The organism is Devosia sp. UYZn731 (assembly GCF_040546795.1).
Classification (GTDB): domain Bacteria; phylum Pseudomonadota; class Alphaproteobacteria; order Rhizobiales; family Devosiaceae; genus Devosia.
Genome location: NZ_JBEPOL010000001.1, coordinates 713,263 through 728,032 on the forward strand (window position 1 = coordinate 713,263; position 14,770 = coordinate 728,032).

General features: G+C 63.3%; 19 protein-coding genes. 3 read left to right on the top strand and 16 right to left on the bottom strand.

Annotation, left to right across the window (positions count from 1 at the left end; translation table 11 throughout):
* Positions 1–12: 12 nt before the first annotated feature.
* From ABIB57_RS03260 to ABIB57_RS03335, 16 genes are all read right to left on the bottom strand, one after another.
* Positions 13–426: a phage major tail protein, TP901-1 family gene (locus ABIB57_RS03260; protein ID WP_299730146.1), complete on the bottom strand. Its 414-nt coding sequence runs from the start codon at positions 424–426 to the stop codon at positions 13–15.
* 119 nt (positions 427–545) lie between these two features.
* On the bottom strand, positions 546–941 hold the full coding sequence (gp17, locus tag ABIB57_RS03265; protein WP_354038396.1) for a tail completion protein gp17: 396 nt from the start codon (positions 939–941) through the stop codon (positions 546–548).
* 3 nt (positions 942–944) lie between these two features.
* Positions 945–1,286, bottom strand: a complete 342-nt coding sequence (locus tag ABIB57_RS03270) for a phage head closure protein (protein ID WP_354038397.1) — start codon at positions 1,284–1,286, stop codon at positions 945–947.
* The gene (locus tag ABIB57_RS03275) at positions 1,283–1,849 is read right to left on the bottom strand and encodes a head-tail connector protein (RefSeq protein ID WP_354038398.1); all 567 of its coding nucleotides are present in this window, start codon (positions 1,847–1,849) and stop codon (positions 1,283–1,285) included. Before ABIB57_RS03275 ends, ABIB57_RS03270 begins: the two co-directional genes overlap by 4 nt.
* 317 nt (positions 1,850–2,166) lie before the next feature.
* Entirely contained in the window at positions 2,167–3,387 is a 1,221-nt protein-coding gene (locus ABIB57_RS03280; protein WP_354038399.1) for a phage major capsid protein, read from the bottom strand.
* Positions 3,388–3,397: 10 nt separating this feature from the next.
* The gene (locus ABIB57_RS03285) at positions 3,398–3,886 is read right to left on the bottom strand and encodes an HK97 family phage prohead protease (RefSeq protein WP_354038400.1); all 489 of its coding nucleotides are present in this window, start codon (positions 3,884–3,886) and stop codon (positions 3,398–3,400) included.
* Positions 3,886–4,014, bottom strand: a complete 129-nt coding sequence (locus tag ABIB57_RS03290) for a hypothetical protein (protein WP_354038401.1) — start codon at positions 4,012–4,014, stop codon at positions 3,886–3,888. Before ABIB57_RS03290 ends, ABIB57_RS03285 begins: the two co-directional genes overlap by 1 nt.
* Before the next feature lie 3 nt (positions 4,015–4,017).
* Positions 4,018–4,206 carry a hypothetical protein gene (locus tag ABIB57_RS03295; protein ID WP_354038402.1) on the bottom strand — a complete coding sequence of 63 codons (189 nt, stop codon included), beginning with the start codon at positions 4,204–4,206 and terminating at the stop codon, positions 4,018–4,020.
* A gap of 72 nt (positions 4,207–4,278) precedes the next feature.
* Complete coding sequence (locus tag ABIB57_RS03300; RefSeq protein ID WP_354038403.1) at positions 4,279–4,626, bottom strand: hypothetical protein; 348 nt, start codon at positions 4,624–4,626, stop codon at positions 4,279–4,281.
* 338 nt (positions 4,627–4,964) lie between these two features.
* A complete protein-coding gene (locus ABIB57_RS03305; RefSeq protein WP_354038404.1) occupies positions 4,965–6,125 on the bottom strand; it encodes a phage portal protein in 1,161 nt (386 codons plus the stop codon).
* Between the two features lie 18 nt (positions 6,126–6,143).
* Positions 6,144–7,403, bottom strand: a complete 1,260-nt coding sequence (locus ABIB57_RS03310; RefSeq protein WP_502914337.1) for a DNA-packaging protein — start codon at positions 7,401–7,403, stop codon at positions 6,144–6,146.
* Entirely contained in the window at positions 7,381–7,839 is a 459-nt protein-coding gene (locus ABIB57_RS03315) for a hypothetical protein (protein WP_354038405.1), read from the bottom strand. The genes ABIB57_RS03310 and ABIB57_RS03315 overlap by 23 nt, the downstream gene beginning before the upstream one ends.
* A gap of 250 nt (positions 7,840–8,089) precedes the next feature.
* The gene (locus tag ABIB57_RS03320; protein ID WP_354038406.1) at positions 8,090–8,476 is read right to left on the bottom strand and encodes a DUF2147 domain-containing protein; all 387 of its coding nucleotides are present in this window, start codon (positions 8,474–8,476) and stop codon (positions 8,090–8,092) included.
* A 134-nt stretch (positions 8,477–8,610) separates the two neighbouring features.
* The gene (locus ABIB57_RS03325) at positions 8,611–9,867 is read right to left on the bottom strand and encodes an Hsp70 family protein (protein WP_354038407.1); all 1,257 of its coding nucleotides are present in this window, start codon (positions 9,865–9,867) and stop codon (positions 8,611–8,613) included.
* Between the two features lie 92 nt (positions 9,868–9,959).
* Positions 9,960–10,655 carry a diguanylate cyclase domain-containing protein gene (locus ABIB57_RS03330; RefSeq protein ID WP_354038408.1) on the bottom strand — a complete coding sequence of 232 codons (696 nt, stop codon included), beginning with the start codon at positions 10,653–10,655 and terminating at the stop codon, positions 9,960–9,962.
* 77 nt (positions 10,656–10,732) lie between these two features.
* Positions 10,733–11,188, bottom strand: coding sequence for a YcgN family cysteine cluster protein (locus ABIB57_RS03335; RefSeq protein ID WP_354038409.1), 456 nt, complete (start codon positions 11,186–11,188; stop codon positions 10,733–10,735).
* A gap of 109 nt (positions 11,189–11,297) precedes the next feature.
* Between ABIB57_RS03335 and ABIB57_RS03340 the strand changes: the two genes are divergently transcribed.
* The 3 genes from ABIB57_RS03340 to ABIB57_RS03350 all read left to right on the top strand — a co-directional run bounded on the left by ABIB57_RS03340 (position 11,298) and on the right by ABIB57_RS03350 (position 14,766).
* Entirely contained in the window at positions 11,298–13,484 is a 2,187-nt protein-coding gene (locus tag ABIB57_RS03340; protein WP_354038410.1) for a transglycosylase domain-containing protein, read from the top strand.
* Between the two features lie 146 nt (positions 13,485–13,630).
* Positions 13,631–14,206 carry a DUF1214 domain-containing protein gene (locus tag ABIB57_RS03345; RefSeq protein WP_354038412.1) on the top strand — a complete coding sequence of 192 codons (576 nt, stop codon included), beginning with the start codon at positions 13,631–13,633 and terminating at the stop codon, positions 14,204–14,206.
* Complete coding sequence (locus ABIB57_RS03350; RefSeq protein ID WP_354038414.1) at positions 14,203–14,766, top strand: DUF1254 domain-containing protein; 564 nt, start codon at positions 14,203–14,205, stop codon at positions 14,764–14,766. Before ABIB57_RS03345 ends, ABIB57_RS03350 begins: the two co-directional genes overlap by 4 nt.
* Positions 14,767–14,770: the final 4 nt, after the last annotated feature.

Genomic DNA, 14,770 nt, shown 5'->3' on the forward strand with positions numbered 1-14,770 from the left:
AAAATCGCCGCCCTAAATCACCGTAAACGTCACTTCCCCCGCGCTTTCCAGCGCCAGGTCGAACGTCACTTCCCCCGCATGATCCGCTGAAAATTCCAGCGCCGTGATCTGAAATGGCCCCTGGACAACCCCGAAATCCGGAATGATCAACTGCCAGTTCCGAATGGTCCCGCCAAAGAACAGCGTGCGGATTTGCGCATCCGACGCGCCATCCTTAAAAATCCCCGAGCCGCTCACCGAGGCCTTCTTCACCCCGCCGCCGGCCAGCAATTCGCGCCAGCGCCCGGCGCTTTCCTGGTCAGTCGTATCGACCGTCGAGGCATTGAACGCCAGCGCCCGCGTACGCAGTCCCGCCACCGTCAGAAAACTGCCCGACCCGGTCTGGTCGAGCTTCAAAAGCATGTCCTTGCCGCTCTGGGCCGCCATGAGATGTGTCCTGTGTTTGAGTTAGATATCGCCGCCTACTCGATGCGATCCCCTCCCCCTTGAGGGGAGGGCCAGGGTGGGGGGAAGCTCGAGCGGGAGCGGAGCCGAAACTCAGTGCCCTACCCCGCTTCACTGAAAAACCGCAGCGTCACCGCCGCCCGCGCCTGCCCGCCCTCGATAGCCGTGTCCGTGCGCACATGCTGCCGATGCGTCACCGCCAGCCCGGCCGCGCTAAAACCTCCCAGCGCCACCGCCACCACCCGCTCGGCCACCGCCAACACTGCCTTGCGGCTGGCCTCGCCATGCCACACATGCAGCAGCACCCGGTGTTCATGTCCCGGCGCAGAATCCCCATCCCGGGCCAGCGCATCATGCCGCGCCACCACGATATAGGCCCCACTCCGCCCCTTGGGCGGCGCATCGAACACCGCGCCGGCGCCGATCAGCGCCACCAGCTCGGCGTCTGCATTCAGCGCCCCCACCAGCGCGCCCTGCAGCTCAACAATGGCGTGCATGGTCTACCCCGCAAAACTGGTTTCATTGCAGGCGCAGCTCAAATACGCCCGTCGCCCATTGAGGTCCGCCGCCGTCACCACATCGAGATTGCGTCCGCGATAGACGATGCGATCGCCCGGCCCCAGATCAGGCCGGAACCGCATCACCACGCTGTGCGAAATGCCAACCGCACGCCCGTCTGCCTGCTCAATTCTCCGCCCCGTCAAGCTGCGCACGCGTGCCCACACCGTGGCCATCGGCACATAGAGCGTGGTGTGCCCACCCTCACCCTCGCCGGTCATTTCCTTGCGCCGGATCTGCACCCGGTCCGTCATCGTACCAATGGGTGGAATGCGCTCGCTCATAGCCGCGCCTGCCGATGCTTGGACACGAGAAGGTCGAACCCTGTCGGCACCACCGAGCCGGACCCTGCCACGATCACCGCATCGCGATGCTCGAACCAGTACGCCACCAGCACCAGCAGCGCTTGACGGATATCGACCGGCACCTCCCCGGGCTCCGTTCCGAACCCCGCCACATAGTCGATCTCCAGCCCCTGCCGCTCGCGCAGGCTTGGCATCCCGGCCACATTGAGCGGCAGCAGCAACCGATCCGGCTCAGCAAAAAACTGCGCCATCCCGATCGCATGCGCGCCGCCGCCATCGTCATAGGCATTGATCTCAGTGAGGCTGACAAACGGCCCTACCGGCAACTTCACCATCCGGCTGACCGGCCACCGATCCAGTACCACCCGCCAGCTCTGCGCCAGCAGCGCCCGCCCGGTGACACCCTCGATATGCAGCCGCGCCGCGCTGATCAGCGTGCTGATCAACCCATCCTCGGCTTCGTCCTCGACCTTGAGAAAACCCTTCGCCTCGACAAGCGAAACCGGCTCCTCCGCGGGCCCCGCGAGAAGGTATGACGTCATGATGATTTTCCTGATTGTTGGGTTTGACCCGGCAGCCGCCCAATCCACGGTGTCATTCCGGCGTAGGCCGGAACCCATCCTGAGATGACTGGGCAGTTCATAAGCACGGAATGATCTCAGGATGGGCCCCGGCCTTCGCCGGGGTGACACCGAGTATGTGGCGTTCGCGGTCGTCGGCTGAGCCACCGCGCCGCGATGAAAAGTCCGTCAGCCTGAGTCAGATGGAGTGGAGGCCTGAGCACCGGAGCGGAGCGTACGTTCTGTACGTGAGCACCGGAGCGCAGGGCCTTCGAGCCAGATGGCCAGGATCACGGACTTTACGAGACGGCGAACTTCAGCAGCTTGATCGCGTCGTAGTCCGCCACGCCGCCACCGACCCGCTTGGTCGTATAAAACAGCACATACGGCTTGGAGCTGAACGGATCGCGCAGCACGCTCACGCCCTGGCGATCCACGATCAGATACCCGCGCTTGAAATCGCCGAACGCCACCGACAGCGAACTTGCCCCAATATTCGGCATGTCCTCGGCCTCCACCAGCTCGAACCCCATGAACCGGGCCTTGCCATCCGCACTGACCGCCGGCTGCCACAGATAGTTGCCGTCGGCGTCCTTGAGCTTGCGCAGCGAACCCTGCGTCTTGCGATTCATCACCCAGTTGGCGTTCTGGCGGTAGCCGGCCTTGAGTGCATAGACCAGGTCGATCAGCACGTCGCTGGCGCTGGTGGTCGGAAGTGCGCCGGCTGCGCCGGTGGCGACATAGCCCAGATTACCCCAGCTCCAGCTCGCCTCGGCCACCGTGGTCGAAGCCAGAAAGCCCTTGGGCTTATTGACCCCGTCGCCGCTGACAAACGCCGTGGTCTCCTGCGCCGCGAACGCCGCATTGACCTCGTCGGCGATCCACTGCCCGACATCCACTGCCGCATCGTCGAGGAAAGCCGAGGTTGCCGCAGGCATGGCGTAGAGTTCCATGGTCGGATAGCTCAGCTCGCCCAGCGTCTGCGAATTGGTGGTCGGGCGCGCTGCCGTCTCACCCACCCAGCCCGTTGCCGGCCCGGTCAGTGAAATGGCCCGCTTGTAGATCGAACCCGACACTTGCCGTACGCCCGCAATGGCGCGGATCGGCGATACCGAGGTCAGCATGCGGGTGATTTCGGTTTCGGTTTCCGCTGGCACCACATAGCCGCCATCGGCATTGACGCCCACCGACAGCGCCTTCTCTTCGCCACGCTTCACATAAGCTGAGAAGGCGTCCTTGTATTCATTGCCCTGGCCGGCCGATTTGCCATCGAGCAGCGGCCGCGACTTGTCGGCCAGCGCGCGATCCATCGCCGATTTCTGCCCGTCGAGCACGGCATTGAGCCGGTCGAGTTTGCCTTCCAGCAGGCCATCGGCGCTGCCGCGCTTTTCGATTTCGCCAATGCGCTGGTTATTGGTGCGCTTGAACTCCTCGAAGGCCGAGGAAAATTCAGCGAACATGCCGGCGACATCGCCGCCGGTGCCTGCCTTGATTTCAAAACTGTCGTCGGTCCGGTCCATGGAAAATCCTTTAAGGGTTGCGGAGAACGGAAATCGCCGCCGCGATTGCGGCGCCGGTCGAATGGTCAGCGGAGGCCGCGATGCGCGCGTCCTCCAGCATGGGAAAAGTCACGATCGAGATTTCGAACAGGTCGATGGTCCAGAGCTTTCGATGCCCACCCTGCTTGGTCGCCTTGACGGTGCGGAAGCCGATCGACAGCCCATCGATTGCCCGGCTCTCGATCAGCCGCCGGATCGCATCGGCCCGCGGCACGCCCGGTACCAGCCGCCCGCTGACGAACAGCCCGCGAGCATCCTCGCCCAGGCTCTCCCAGATGCCGACCGGCTCCTTGGGATCATGCTGGAACAGCAGTCGAATGCGCCCGCGCCGCTTGGCGAGACTCGCGGAAAACGCGCCCGACATCACCATGTCGCCGCCGGCATCGAGCGTATTGAACAGGCTGGCATAGCCTGAAAACCGCCCATCCGCGTCGATGGGAATTCTGCCTGCCCCCGCCATCAGCGTTTGCCCGGCTTGCTGGCCGGCGGCTTTACCCCGGCCTTGACGCTGGCCAGCGTGCCTGCCAAGTTCCAGGCAAATTGCCGGAACGTCTGCTGCGCATCGTCCCGGTTCTGCTTGTCCGCCACAGGTCAATCTCCCTTCTTGAACAGCCGGTTGAGGCTGGCAATTTCGTGTACGAAGTCGTTGAACCGCTTATTGGCCGCCGCCAGTTCCCGCAGCGTCCACACCAGCAGCGCACTGGCTCCCGACGCCCACAAAAACAGCGCCAAATGCGCCAGGTCACCGCGCTCGATGACGGTTTTGGTCAGCTCGTCCATGTTCGTTGCTCCCGAAATGAAAAAAGCCCCGGGAGGGGCTTTTAAGGCGTCGTAATCAAGTAGGGCCGTGGCTTACCGCGTGTCCGCTGGCCCTATCGACAAAAGCTCATACTGCTCACTGGCAACGTCGATGACGTACCGCTCGTCGGCGCTCCATGTGAACCTCGGCATGAACAAGAATTCTGGCGCGCCAAAAGGCTGGGCGAGCAACCACATATCGCCTCTCCCCGCAGGCGAAACAGAATGACGGCCATATCCGGGGACGAAACCCGCAACAGTCGTGCCATCCGAATTTACAAAACGCGACATGTAAGCCAGAGCAAAAACGTCGCCAGGATCCCGGGGAACAAAGCCGTCACGCTGCTTTCTCAATACGAGAGCGGCTCGTTCTGTCACACCAATATTGTTGATCCGCAGCATGACGATTGCTCCTAGCGTAATGCCGGTATTGTTGGGGACAAATCTCGGCTGCATCCAACTCAAGGGTACGTTGCCGACCAAGCATGTCCTGATAAATACAATGCCTGATTAGTCCCTGATCGCCAACGCCAACCCGTTGTGTAAGCAGGACAGCAGCAAGAGCTATTCTTGTCCGCGTCCCCGGTTGTGCCCCACCTGCGGTGATCCATTGTCCACCTTGAGATCCGAACGATATTTCCGCATCATATCGCCAAGGGCACGGTCAAGACGCCTTAAGCAAAGAGTGAGCTTCAGCTCAGCAAGCAGTGCCGCAATCTCAACCTTGCCACCGGACGTCATCATGGTCCAATCCCCAGCATCGCCCGCTTCTCCGCGTCACTCAGAAACTCCGCGCCACCCACCCGCGCCCACAGCGCCGCGCGATCTTCGGCCAGCGCCTCGACATCGTCGAAATTGGCCTTGATCACCGCGCCGCCAAAAGCCGGCGACAGCCAATTGCTCAAATCCTCCGCGACCCGCAGCACCAGCGGGATTAGCGTTTGCCGCCATAACGCGCGATTAGCCTCGGCCATATTGGCGTAGGTGTTATCGCCCGGTATCCCGAGCAGCATTGGCGGCACCCCGAAGGCCAGTGCGATATCCCGCGCCGCCGCATTCTTGGCCTCGATGAAATCCATATCGCGGGGCGACAACGCGATGGTCTTCCAATCCAGCCCGCCTTCCAGCACCATCGGCCGCCCGGCGTTCGAAGCCCCGGAAAACCCCTGCTCCAGCTCGGTCTTGAGCCGCTCGAACTGCTCGGCGGTCAAATTCCCGCCCGCCACCGAATAGACCAGCGCCCCGCTTGGCCGCGCCGCGTTATCGAGCAGTGCTTTGTTCCACTGCCCGGCGGCATTGTGGATATCGAGGCTCGTCTGCGCCGCCTCCAGCGGTCCCATGCCGTAATGGTCGTCGAGCGGGTGAAACAGCGCCATGTGCAGCACATCGGGCACCGGCAAGCTGTCCTGCCGCAGCCGCGTGGTCTTGCCGCCCGCGGTGTAATCATAGGCCACCGGCCAACCGTCGCCGCCCGCCACCACCCGCATCCGGTCCGGCCGCAGGCAGAACAGCGCCTTGACCTCGCCGTCCACCACGCCGGCCTGCAAGTAGGCATTGCCCGCCGTCTGCAAATAGGCAAACACCGCCTCCAGCATTTCCCCGCCGGACTGCCGCCCATTGGGCCGCCCGAGCAGGCTCGCCAGTGGATGCTCATCCACCAGCCGCCCGTTCTCCTCGATCACCAACGGCACCCGATTGGCCGCCTCGGCGATCAACCGAACGCAGCGATAGACCACTGGATTTTTCGCAAACCCCTGGTTCACCAGGCTCGCAAACCCGCGATTGCTCCAGCTCGCCGCGCCCAATTGACTAAGGCTGAGCACCGAATGCCCGGCAAAATCCTTGCGTTCGGCAGGCGTGTTGTCGCGCCCGCCGGTCAGGCGGTTGAACCAGTTCGGCATGTCAAATTCCTTGTTTTGCTAAATCCGCCGAACGCGCGGCGTCATATCCACCAGCAAGAGCTCCGTGATCGCCCACACCAGCGCATCCACCCGGTCCGGCGAATGCCCATCGCTGCGCCCGTCATTGCCGAATGCGCACATCTCGTCTTCCAGTTCGCTCAGCCCCGCCAGGTGCCGCACCAGCCCTCGTCCATAAAGCGCCGCCACCGGCTCCGCCCGCAGCCACTTGCCCCGCGTCGCCCGCACGGCTCGCACCGGCACATTGGGATCGACCTGCGCGATCACCGATTTGACCAGGTCGCCACCCTGATTGACCTCGACCACAATGGCGTCGGCCCCATGGGCATGAAACGCCGCCACCGCCCGCCGGGCCCAGGCCAGCGGCGCCGCCGGCTTCAGCGTCCGGTCCTCCAGCACCACGGCGCCCTCGCCAACCCGTCCGGCCACGATGATCCCGCAGGCGTCCGAGCGCTCATTGCCCGTCACCGGCGGATCGACCGCCACCACGATGCGCTCGGACAAAACCGGCCCCACCGGCACGAACATGCCCCGCTGCCACAGCGCATCTGGCATGTCCTCGATCATCTCGCCATCGAGCTCCTGCCGCCCCAGCACCGAGCCCCGATAGCGCCCCACCACCGCGTCGAGGAAACTTGGCGCCAGATGCGCTCGGTTATCCGCCGTCTTCGCCCGCGTCACCGCCGTCAGCGGATCGGCCAGTAGCCGTTTCAGAAGCCGCGTCGGCCTGGGCGTGGTCGTGGCCAGTTGGCGCGGCTTGTCGCCCAGCCGGAGGCCGAACTGCAGCATGTCCCACGCCGCTTCCGCATCAGGCCATTTGGCCACCTCGTCGCACCAGGCCGCCGCGAATTGCGGCCCCCGGAACCGGTCCGGATCGGAGGCCGACATCACCATCGCCTCGACCCCGTTGGGCCAAATCAGGCTGGTGCCCTTGAGCACCGGCCGTGCCTCGTCCGGGTGAACGTTCAGTAGCCCGCTCTCACCCCGGACCATCACGGCGATGGCCTCGGTCATGGTTTCGCCCACCAAGGCGATCGGCGTCACTTTCGCCGCCGCCAGGGAGCGCACCCATTCAGCACCGGCCCTGGTCTTGCCCGAGCCGCGCCCGCCCAGCATGAGCCAGGTCGTCCAGTCGCCGTCCGGCGCAAGTTGATCGGCTCGGGCCCACACTTGGGCCCAGCCATAATATTTCGCCTCGGCCTGTTTATCGGTCAGCTTTGCGACTTCGGCGACTGACTCAGCGCTGCTTGAGCTGGTCAAGGCGCCGGGCCAGCTTGTCGCGCAGATCGCGCATATCCTTCTTCTGCTTGGGCACATTGCCCGGCTCACCGCGATTGAGCTCGTCCAGCTTCTCGAAGGTACGAACCGCCACGCTCAGCAGGCCGACCTCCTTGCCGTCTTGTTCGTCCATCGACAAATTCTCCAGTCTGGTTATGTGTTGATCCAACACCTTGAACATGCGCCCCAGCAGCAGCGAACGCGCGGTCGGATCGCGTTCCGATCGCTTGAGCCAGCCGTCACGCCGGCAATGATATTCCAGGGCGCCCTTGGTCACCCCGAAACGCTCGCAAACGTCGTCGATGGTGCCGTCGCCGCTTTCATACGCCTCGCGAACATGCGGCCAACTGCGGGGGCTGATGCTCTCGTCGCCGTCCTGCATCATCGCTGCCTGACCCAATTTCTCGATCATGCCCAAAAGCTAACACGCCACCGTCACGCGGGGATTTGTTGCATAAGTTTGTTCGGCCTTACGCTGTTCAGTCCCACCCACAGCCTCATTCCCGGACAGGCGGGAACCCATTCTTTGGGTGCCAGCGAACCCAAGAATAGATCCCCGCCTGCGCGGGGATGACGTCGCGTCTGGGAGGAACACTCGCGAGCGCCAGCCAATAAAAACCCCGCCCTGCTTTCGCAGAACGGGGCCAAACCTTCGCCAAAACCCAAGCTTACAGCCTTACGAAGTCCACTTGCTTGCACGCCACCAATTGGCATCCCGACAGCTTCATCTGGTTCGCATTCACCAGCGTCACCGAGCCCGAAACCTCATGGCCGTCATACTTCACCATGCCGCGCCATTTGTTCTCGTCAATCGATTTGGCGTTCTGCACCACCAGCTTGTTCAGCATCGCCAGGTTTTTCGGCGTCCGAGCATCGGCGCGCAGCCAGGTCAGCTTGGCGCAGAGTTGTGTGCCGTCGCCGCACAGGCTCACCTTATAGCGCGACTCCCCGGTCGTGGTCTGCCAGGTCCCAACCGGGCTCAGATCCTGCGCCGCCACGGGCGCAACCATGCCGAGGGCGAGTAGCAGCGCGGCGGAGGTCTGCAAAAGTGTCATATGTCTTCCTTGAGCCTCGGGGACATGTCCACCGGATCGCGTTGCCGCGCTCGGTGACGCCGAATTCAGGCCGATGTGTGATTGGACGCGGCAAATACCATCGTTCTGGTGAACGAGCTGCTAACCACGCGCGCTCAGCCAAAACGCCTCGACGCTTCCATGGCCAGTCCCAAACCCACGCTGCCCAGCACGTCGGTGCGCACCAGCGCCGCATCGGGAAACATCGCCCGCAACCGCGCCACGATGACCGGCACCAGCGTCGAGCCACCCGTCAGGATAAGGCTATCGATCGCCTCGGCGCCCACCCCTGCCCGCACCAGCGTCTCGTCGATCGTCGCCGTGATGCGTTCCACCGAATTGTCCAGCGCCCGCGCCAGGTCGGCATTGGTCATCACCGCATCAATCTTCGCGCCGCGTCCCTCAAAGTGAAACCGGTACTCGTCCGCATCCGACAATGCGATCTTGGCCGCTTCCACCGCCCCGGCCAGCCGGTGCCCCTGCCGCTCCTCGACCAGCGCGATGAACTGGCTGACGAGGTCGGGCCGTCGCGCCTCGTTGCGCGTCCCGATCAGGTCGCGCAGCGGCTTGGCGTGATACAGCCGGTTGATCCGGTGCCAGGTGGCAAATTCATGATACGGCGCCACCGGCAGGTAGCGCTTGCCGTCCCGCGTTTCGCTGCCCAGCCCCAGTTCGGGCATCACCTTGGCCACCGACAGCAGCCGGTCGAAATCGGTGCCGCCGACATGCACGCCGGCCGTCGCCAGAATATCGTCGGCGCGCTGCGGCTTTTTGGATCGCTCCGGCGACACCCGGATCACGGTAAAATCCGACGTGCCGCCGCCCAGATCGACGATCAGAGCCAATTGCTCGTCGCTCACCTGCCGCTCATAGTCGAGCGCCGCCGCGATCGGCTCGAACTGAAATTCGATGTGCTTGAAACCCTGCGCCCGCACGGCGCCTTCCAACTGTTTTTGGGCTTCGGCATCAGCCACGGCATCGTCATCCACGAAATGCACCGGCCGCCCCAGCACGACGCTGTCCACCGGCTCGCCCAGTTCGGTCTCGGCGCGCTGCTTCAATTCGGCGATGAAAATCCCCAGAATTTCCACAAAACCATAGCTGCGCGCCTTCACTCGCGTGCTGTCGCCGATCAGCGATGTGCCCAGCACGCTCTTGAGCGAGCGCATCAGCCGTCCCTCGGCGCCGGTCACATATTCGGCGACACCGGCGCGGCCGAAATGGATAGTGTCATCCTCGAAGCCGAAAAACAGCACGCTCGGAATGGTCGGCTTGCCGTCCTCAAGCGCCAGCAGGCGCGGACCGCCGTGGTGAGTCGCAGTGCCCATGGTCGAATTGGACGTGCCGAAGTCGAGCCCGCAAGCGGTGGCCATGATGAGGATTTCCGTGCATTGCGCCGCGCGCCGGGCGGCAGAAGGACGGGCTTCTTAGAGGCTGAGAGGCGCGGAGGGAACCCCTCCGCCCACTATACAGCTTTGCGCTTGCGTTCTTGTGCCGGCCTCAGGTCGACCGCTTCGATCCGGTTCAGACCACGCTTCTGCGCCTTGATCAGCGCCTCGGCTGCCGTCTCGAAGAATTTGCGATCATAATTGCCGCGCGGATTGCCGACGGCCAGGCCAATGCCGGTCGTCACGATGCCCGCATGGCTTTCCTTGTGCGCAAGGCCGAGATCGCGCACCGCGCTGGCGATCTTCTGTGCCGTGGCCCGCGCCATCAGCACGGGAAAATCGGGCAGCACCACAACGAACGAGGCCTGCCCCAACCGCAGCACGCTATCGCCCTCGCGCGGCAGCACCGCACGGATCGCGTCGCGCACCGACATCAGGCAATCCTCGGTTTCGAGTTTGCCATAGGCGGTGCAATATTCCTTGAAGCGGTCCAGTTCGATGACCAGCAGGCTCAACGACACCTTGCGTTCGGCCGAGCGCATCCAGGCCATCACCAGCTCTTCCTCGAGCCGGGTGCCCAATCGCGGCTTCATGCCGATCGAACGCGCCATCGCGGCCTTGCCGTAAGCTGGCAACCGCTCCTGTGGTGCTGGGCGCGCGGCGCCCAATGCCATGCGGACCCGAGTCCAGAACGGATCGGCAGTTACCTTCATCGTCACGGTATCGGTCATGTTGATGCCTGTTCTGGGCTCGCCATACGCTGCGCGTGCCACGATCTGGCCACATCATGGTTAACAGTCGGTTTACAACTGCGGTTAACCGGCGGTTATCGCACCGCTAAGCACTGCCCCTAGAGGCTTTCGGGTGGTTCCCATTCCGGCCAATCGACCGCATGCTCTTCCCAAGTGTCGGGATCGACATCGGTTTCGAGGAAAGTTCGCCCCTTCACCGAGACGCCGACATCGATCACCGTCTGCGGATCGCCCGAGACCAGCGGATGCCACCAGGCCAGCCCCTTTCCCTCGGCAATGCGGCGATAGGCACAGGTGGTGGGGATCCACTTGATCGAGACGACGTTCTCGGGATCAAGCTTGATGCAGTCCGGCACCTTCTTCTGCCGGCCCGGATAGTCAGTGCAGGCGCAGGTATCGCCGTCCAATAGCTGGCAACGCACGTCGGAGGTGATCAGCAACCCGCTGTCCTCATCCTCCAGTTTGATCAGACAGCAGCGACCGCAGCCGTCGCACAGCGACTCCCACTCGGTCGGGGTCATCTCGGCTAGCGATTTTTCTTCCCAGAAGGCCATTTTAACCTGAGCCAGTTTATGGTGTTGCCGGTTTGCTCTTGTGCGGTGCCAAGGGCAATCATATTCCAGCGATTGTGTTGCCTATGGGGACAATCACGGACAAAGGTCCGTGACCCCGCCAGCGAGGATCGACGTGCAGGATCCCTTCTATACCAAAGAAAAGCGCGTCAAGAAATCCAGCATGCTGGCTGCCGATGCGTGGCTGGATTCCTCGCTCTACGACATGGGCCAGTCGGCCGGTCGCGGCTGGACCAAGTTCCAGGACATCATGTCCGTCTTCCGCGTTCGCGGCATCATGCGCCTGTTTGTCGAACTGCTGTCGGACGCCTTTACCTTCGGCGCCATCGGCGCAGTGCTGCTGACAGCCCTGGCTTTGCCGGCCTTTGACGCCACCGCCACCGGCGAATTCAACAAGGCCGAGGATTATTCCGTCGTCTTCCAGGATCGCTACGGTAACGAAATCGGCCGCCGCGGCATCCGCTCGGACGATAGTGTTGCGCTGGCCGACATGCCCGACTACCTCATCAAGGCGACCCTCGCCACCGAAGACCGGCGCTTTTACGAGCATTTCGGCATCGACGTCGTCGGCACGTTGCGCGCCATCGCCAGCAATGCCTCGGGCGATAGCGGCACGCAGGGCGGCTCGTCGATCACCCAGCAATTGGCCAAGAACCTGTTTCTCTCCTCCGAGCGCACCATCGAGCGCAAGGTGATCGAGGCTTTCCTCGCCGTCTGGCTGGAATGGCATTATTCCAAGGACCAGATTCTCAAGCTTTATTTCGACCACGCCTATATGGGCGGCGGCAATTTCGGGGTCGTCGCGGCCTCGGACTTCTATTTCGGCAAGAAGGTGCAGGACATCAGTCTTGCTGAAGCCGCCATGCTGTCGGGCCTGTTCAAGGCCCCCACCAAATATGCCCCCCATGTCGATCTGGCAGCCGCCCGTGCCCGGGCCAATCTGGTATTGACCAATATGGTGGCCGCCGGCTTCCTCACCGAGGGCCAGGTCACCGCCGCGCGCCGCCACCCCGCCTCGCCGGTCGACCGCACCGCCGATGTCAACTCGCCGAACTATTTCCTCGATTGGACCTTCGAGGAGGCCAAGACCATCATCGAAGGGTCCCGGCACACGTCCAACAATTTCGTGGTCCGCACCACCATCGATACCACGCTGCAGAAGTACGCCGAGGACGCCGTCACCTCGACCATTCGCGATAGCGGGGAACGCTACGATGTCGAGCAGGCCGCCATGGTGGTCACCGATACCAAGGGCGCCGTGCGCGCCATGGTGGGCGGCGTGGATTACGGCAAGAGCCAGTTCAACCGTGCCATCGTGTCCAACCGCCAACCCGGTTCATCCTACAAGATCTTCGTCTATGCCGAGGCGTTCGAACAATTGGGGTTGACGCCGCAGAGCTTGATTACCGATCGCCCGGTCTGCATCGGCGATTGGTGCCCGCAGAATTATGGCCGCAATTACAAAGGCCAGGTCACGCTGGCCAGTGCGCTGGCCCAATCGCTCAATACGGTCGCCGTCACGCTGTCGATCAAGACCGGCCGTGACTCGATTGCCGAGTTGAGCCACCGCATGGGCCTACGCGCCGACTATCCCGTGACCCGCTCGCTGGCGCTCGGCGTGGCCTCGGTTTCGGTGCTCGACATGGCCTCGTCCTATGCCGTGCTAGCCGATGAGGGCTACAAAACCCCTGCTTATGGCATCAACCGCATCAGTTCGTTGACCGGCGAGGTGATTTTCGAGGCCCATCCGGACGCCCCGCGCGAGCGCATCCTGAGCGAAACCACGGTCAAGGGCATGAACCAGATGCTGCGCGGCGTCGTTACCGGCGGCACCGGCACCAGGGCCAAAATCGAGGGCGTCCCCACGGTGGGTAAATCAGGCACCACCTCGTCCTATCGCGACGCCTGGTTCTGCGGCTTCACCGGCAATTACGTTGCCGCAGTCTGGTTCGGCAATGACGATTACCACGCCACCAAAACGCTGACTGGCGGCACTCTACCGGCAATCGCCTGGCAGAAATTCATGGCCTATGCCCACACCAATATCGAGATCCTGCCGGTGTTCGGCGTCGATTTCGTGCCCGAAAAGGTTATCATCGCCGCGACCGATCCCAGCCAGGTCGAGGAGCCGCCCGCCGAGCGGCCACCGACCCTCAAGCCCGCCGCTGCCCGCAAGCTCGTCGATGTCGCCGACATGCTGCGCACGACGCTCCGCGCCACTATGCCGCTCACCGATCAGGCCAGCACTCCGATCCCGGCGGAAACGAACGGGTTGTAGGTGTTGGGTCGGGCTAAATCAGCCCCCAACCCTGACGCAATTCAAATCCCGCTTCCGCCCACCGCCACCCATTGCTATAGCCAATACCTAAAGTTGCAGCGACCAGGCCATCCATGTCCCTTCCCACCGCTTTCGACACCTGATCCTTGCGTTTCGTCATCCACCTCCTGCTGCTGGTTACGGTCGCGCTCGGCATTGGCTTCGGGCTGAGCTATTACGCGCTGACCGATGGCCGCCTGTTCGGCGCCGCTGTGGTTGGTCCCTGGATCGCTTGGCCCGATGTCGGCACCGCGGCGCCCAATCCCTATACGCGCGGTCACCTGACTCGTACCGCCGGGTTACAACTCGGCCTCAGCGAAGGCCTGCAGTTCACCGCCACCACAGATAGCGCGGGGGACACCCTATCGCTGGCCTGCACCTATCGCATCGCTGGCAAGACCCCTTTGGCGACGTTCTGGACCCTGGTGGCCCTCGATGCTGACGGCGTCAATCTCGCCCGCCCCGGCGAGGATGCGGCCATGCGCTCGAACGCCATCGCGCGTGCCCATGACGGCGCCATCCTGATCTATGTGGGCAAGCAATTGGCGCCGCAAAACTGGCTCGAACTCACCGGCACCGGCAATTTCCGGCTGGTGCTGACGCTCTACGACACCGCAGTATTTTCCGGTTTCGGCACCGGGGGCGAGACCATGCCGTCGATCCAGCGCGAGGGTTGCGCATGATCCGCACCCTGCTCTGGCTGCTCGGCGGCGCCATGCTGGGCGGCATCATCCACCTCGTGGTGATCCTGACCCTACCGGCTTTGGCCGAAGACACCATCTGGACGCGCATCGCCGCGCTCAAGGCGCAAAACAAAATGGTGATCCTGCCCCAGGTCGTGCCCGGCGAGCCCAATCCGCTTGGACTGGACCCCGATGTTGCCTACGGCGTCTGCCAGATCGACCTCAATGCCGGCCCGGCCTATCTTTCGGGCATCATGCCCGATGCGTTCTGGTCGGTGGCGCTGTTCAACAAGCAGGGCATCATCACCTATTCGACCACTAATCGCGACGGCATCGGGCAGACACTCGAAATGGGCATTTTCAACGCCGACCAGACGCGGCTGCTGGCCCAGCAACAGCTCGATATTGCCGAGGGCTTGCTGGTGGTCGAGTCGGTTGACGACGATATTTTCGTGCTGGTCCGCCTCGCCCCTCCCCACCAGGCGATGCGCCAGCGTTTCGAAGACGAGTTGGCGAAGGTTAAATGCGGCATCAAGACCCCGGCGCCAGCGCCGGCTTGAGACT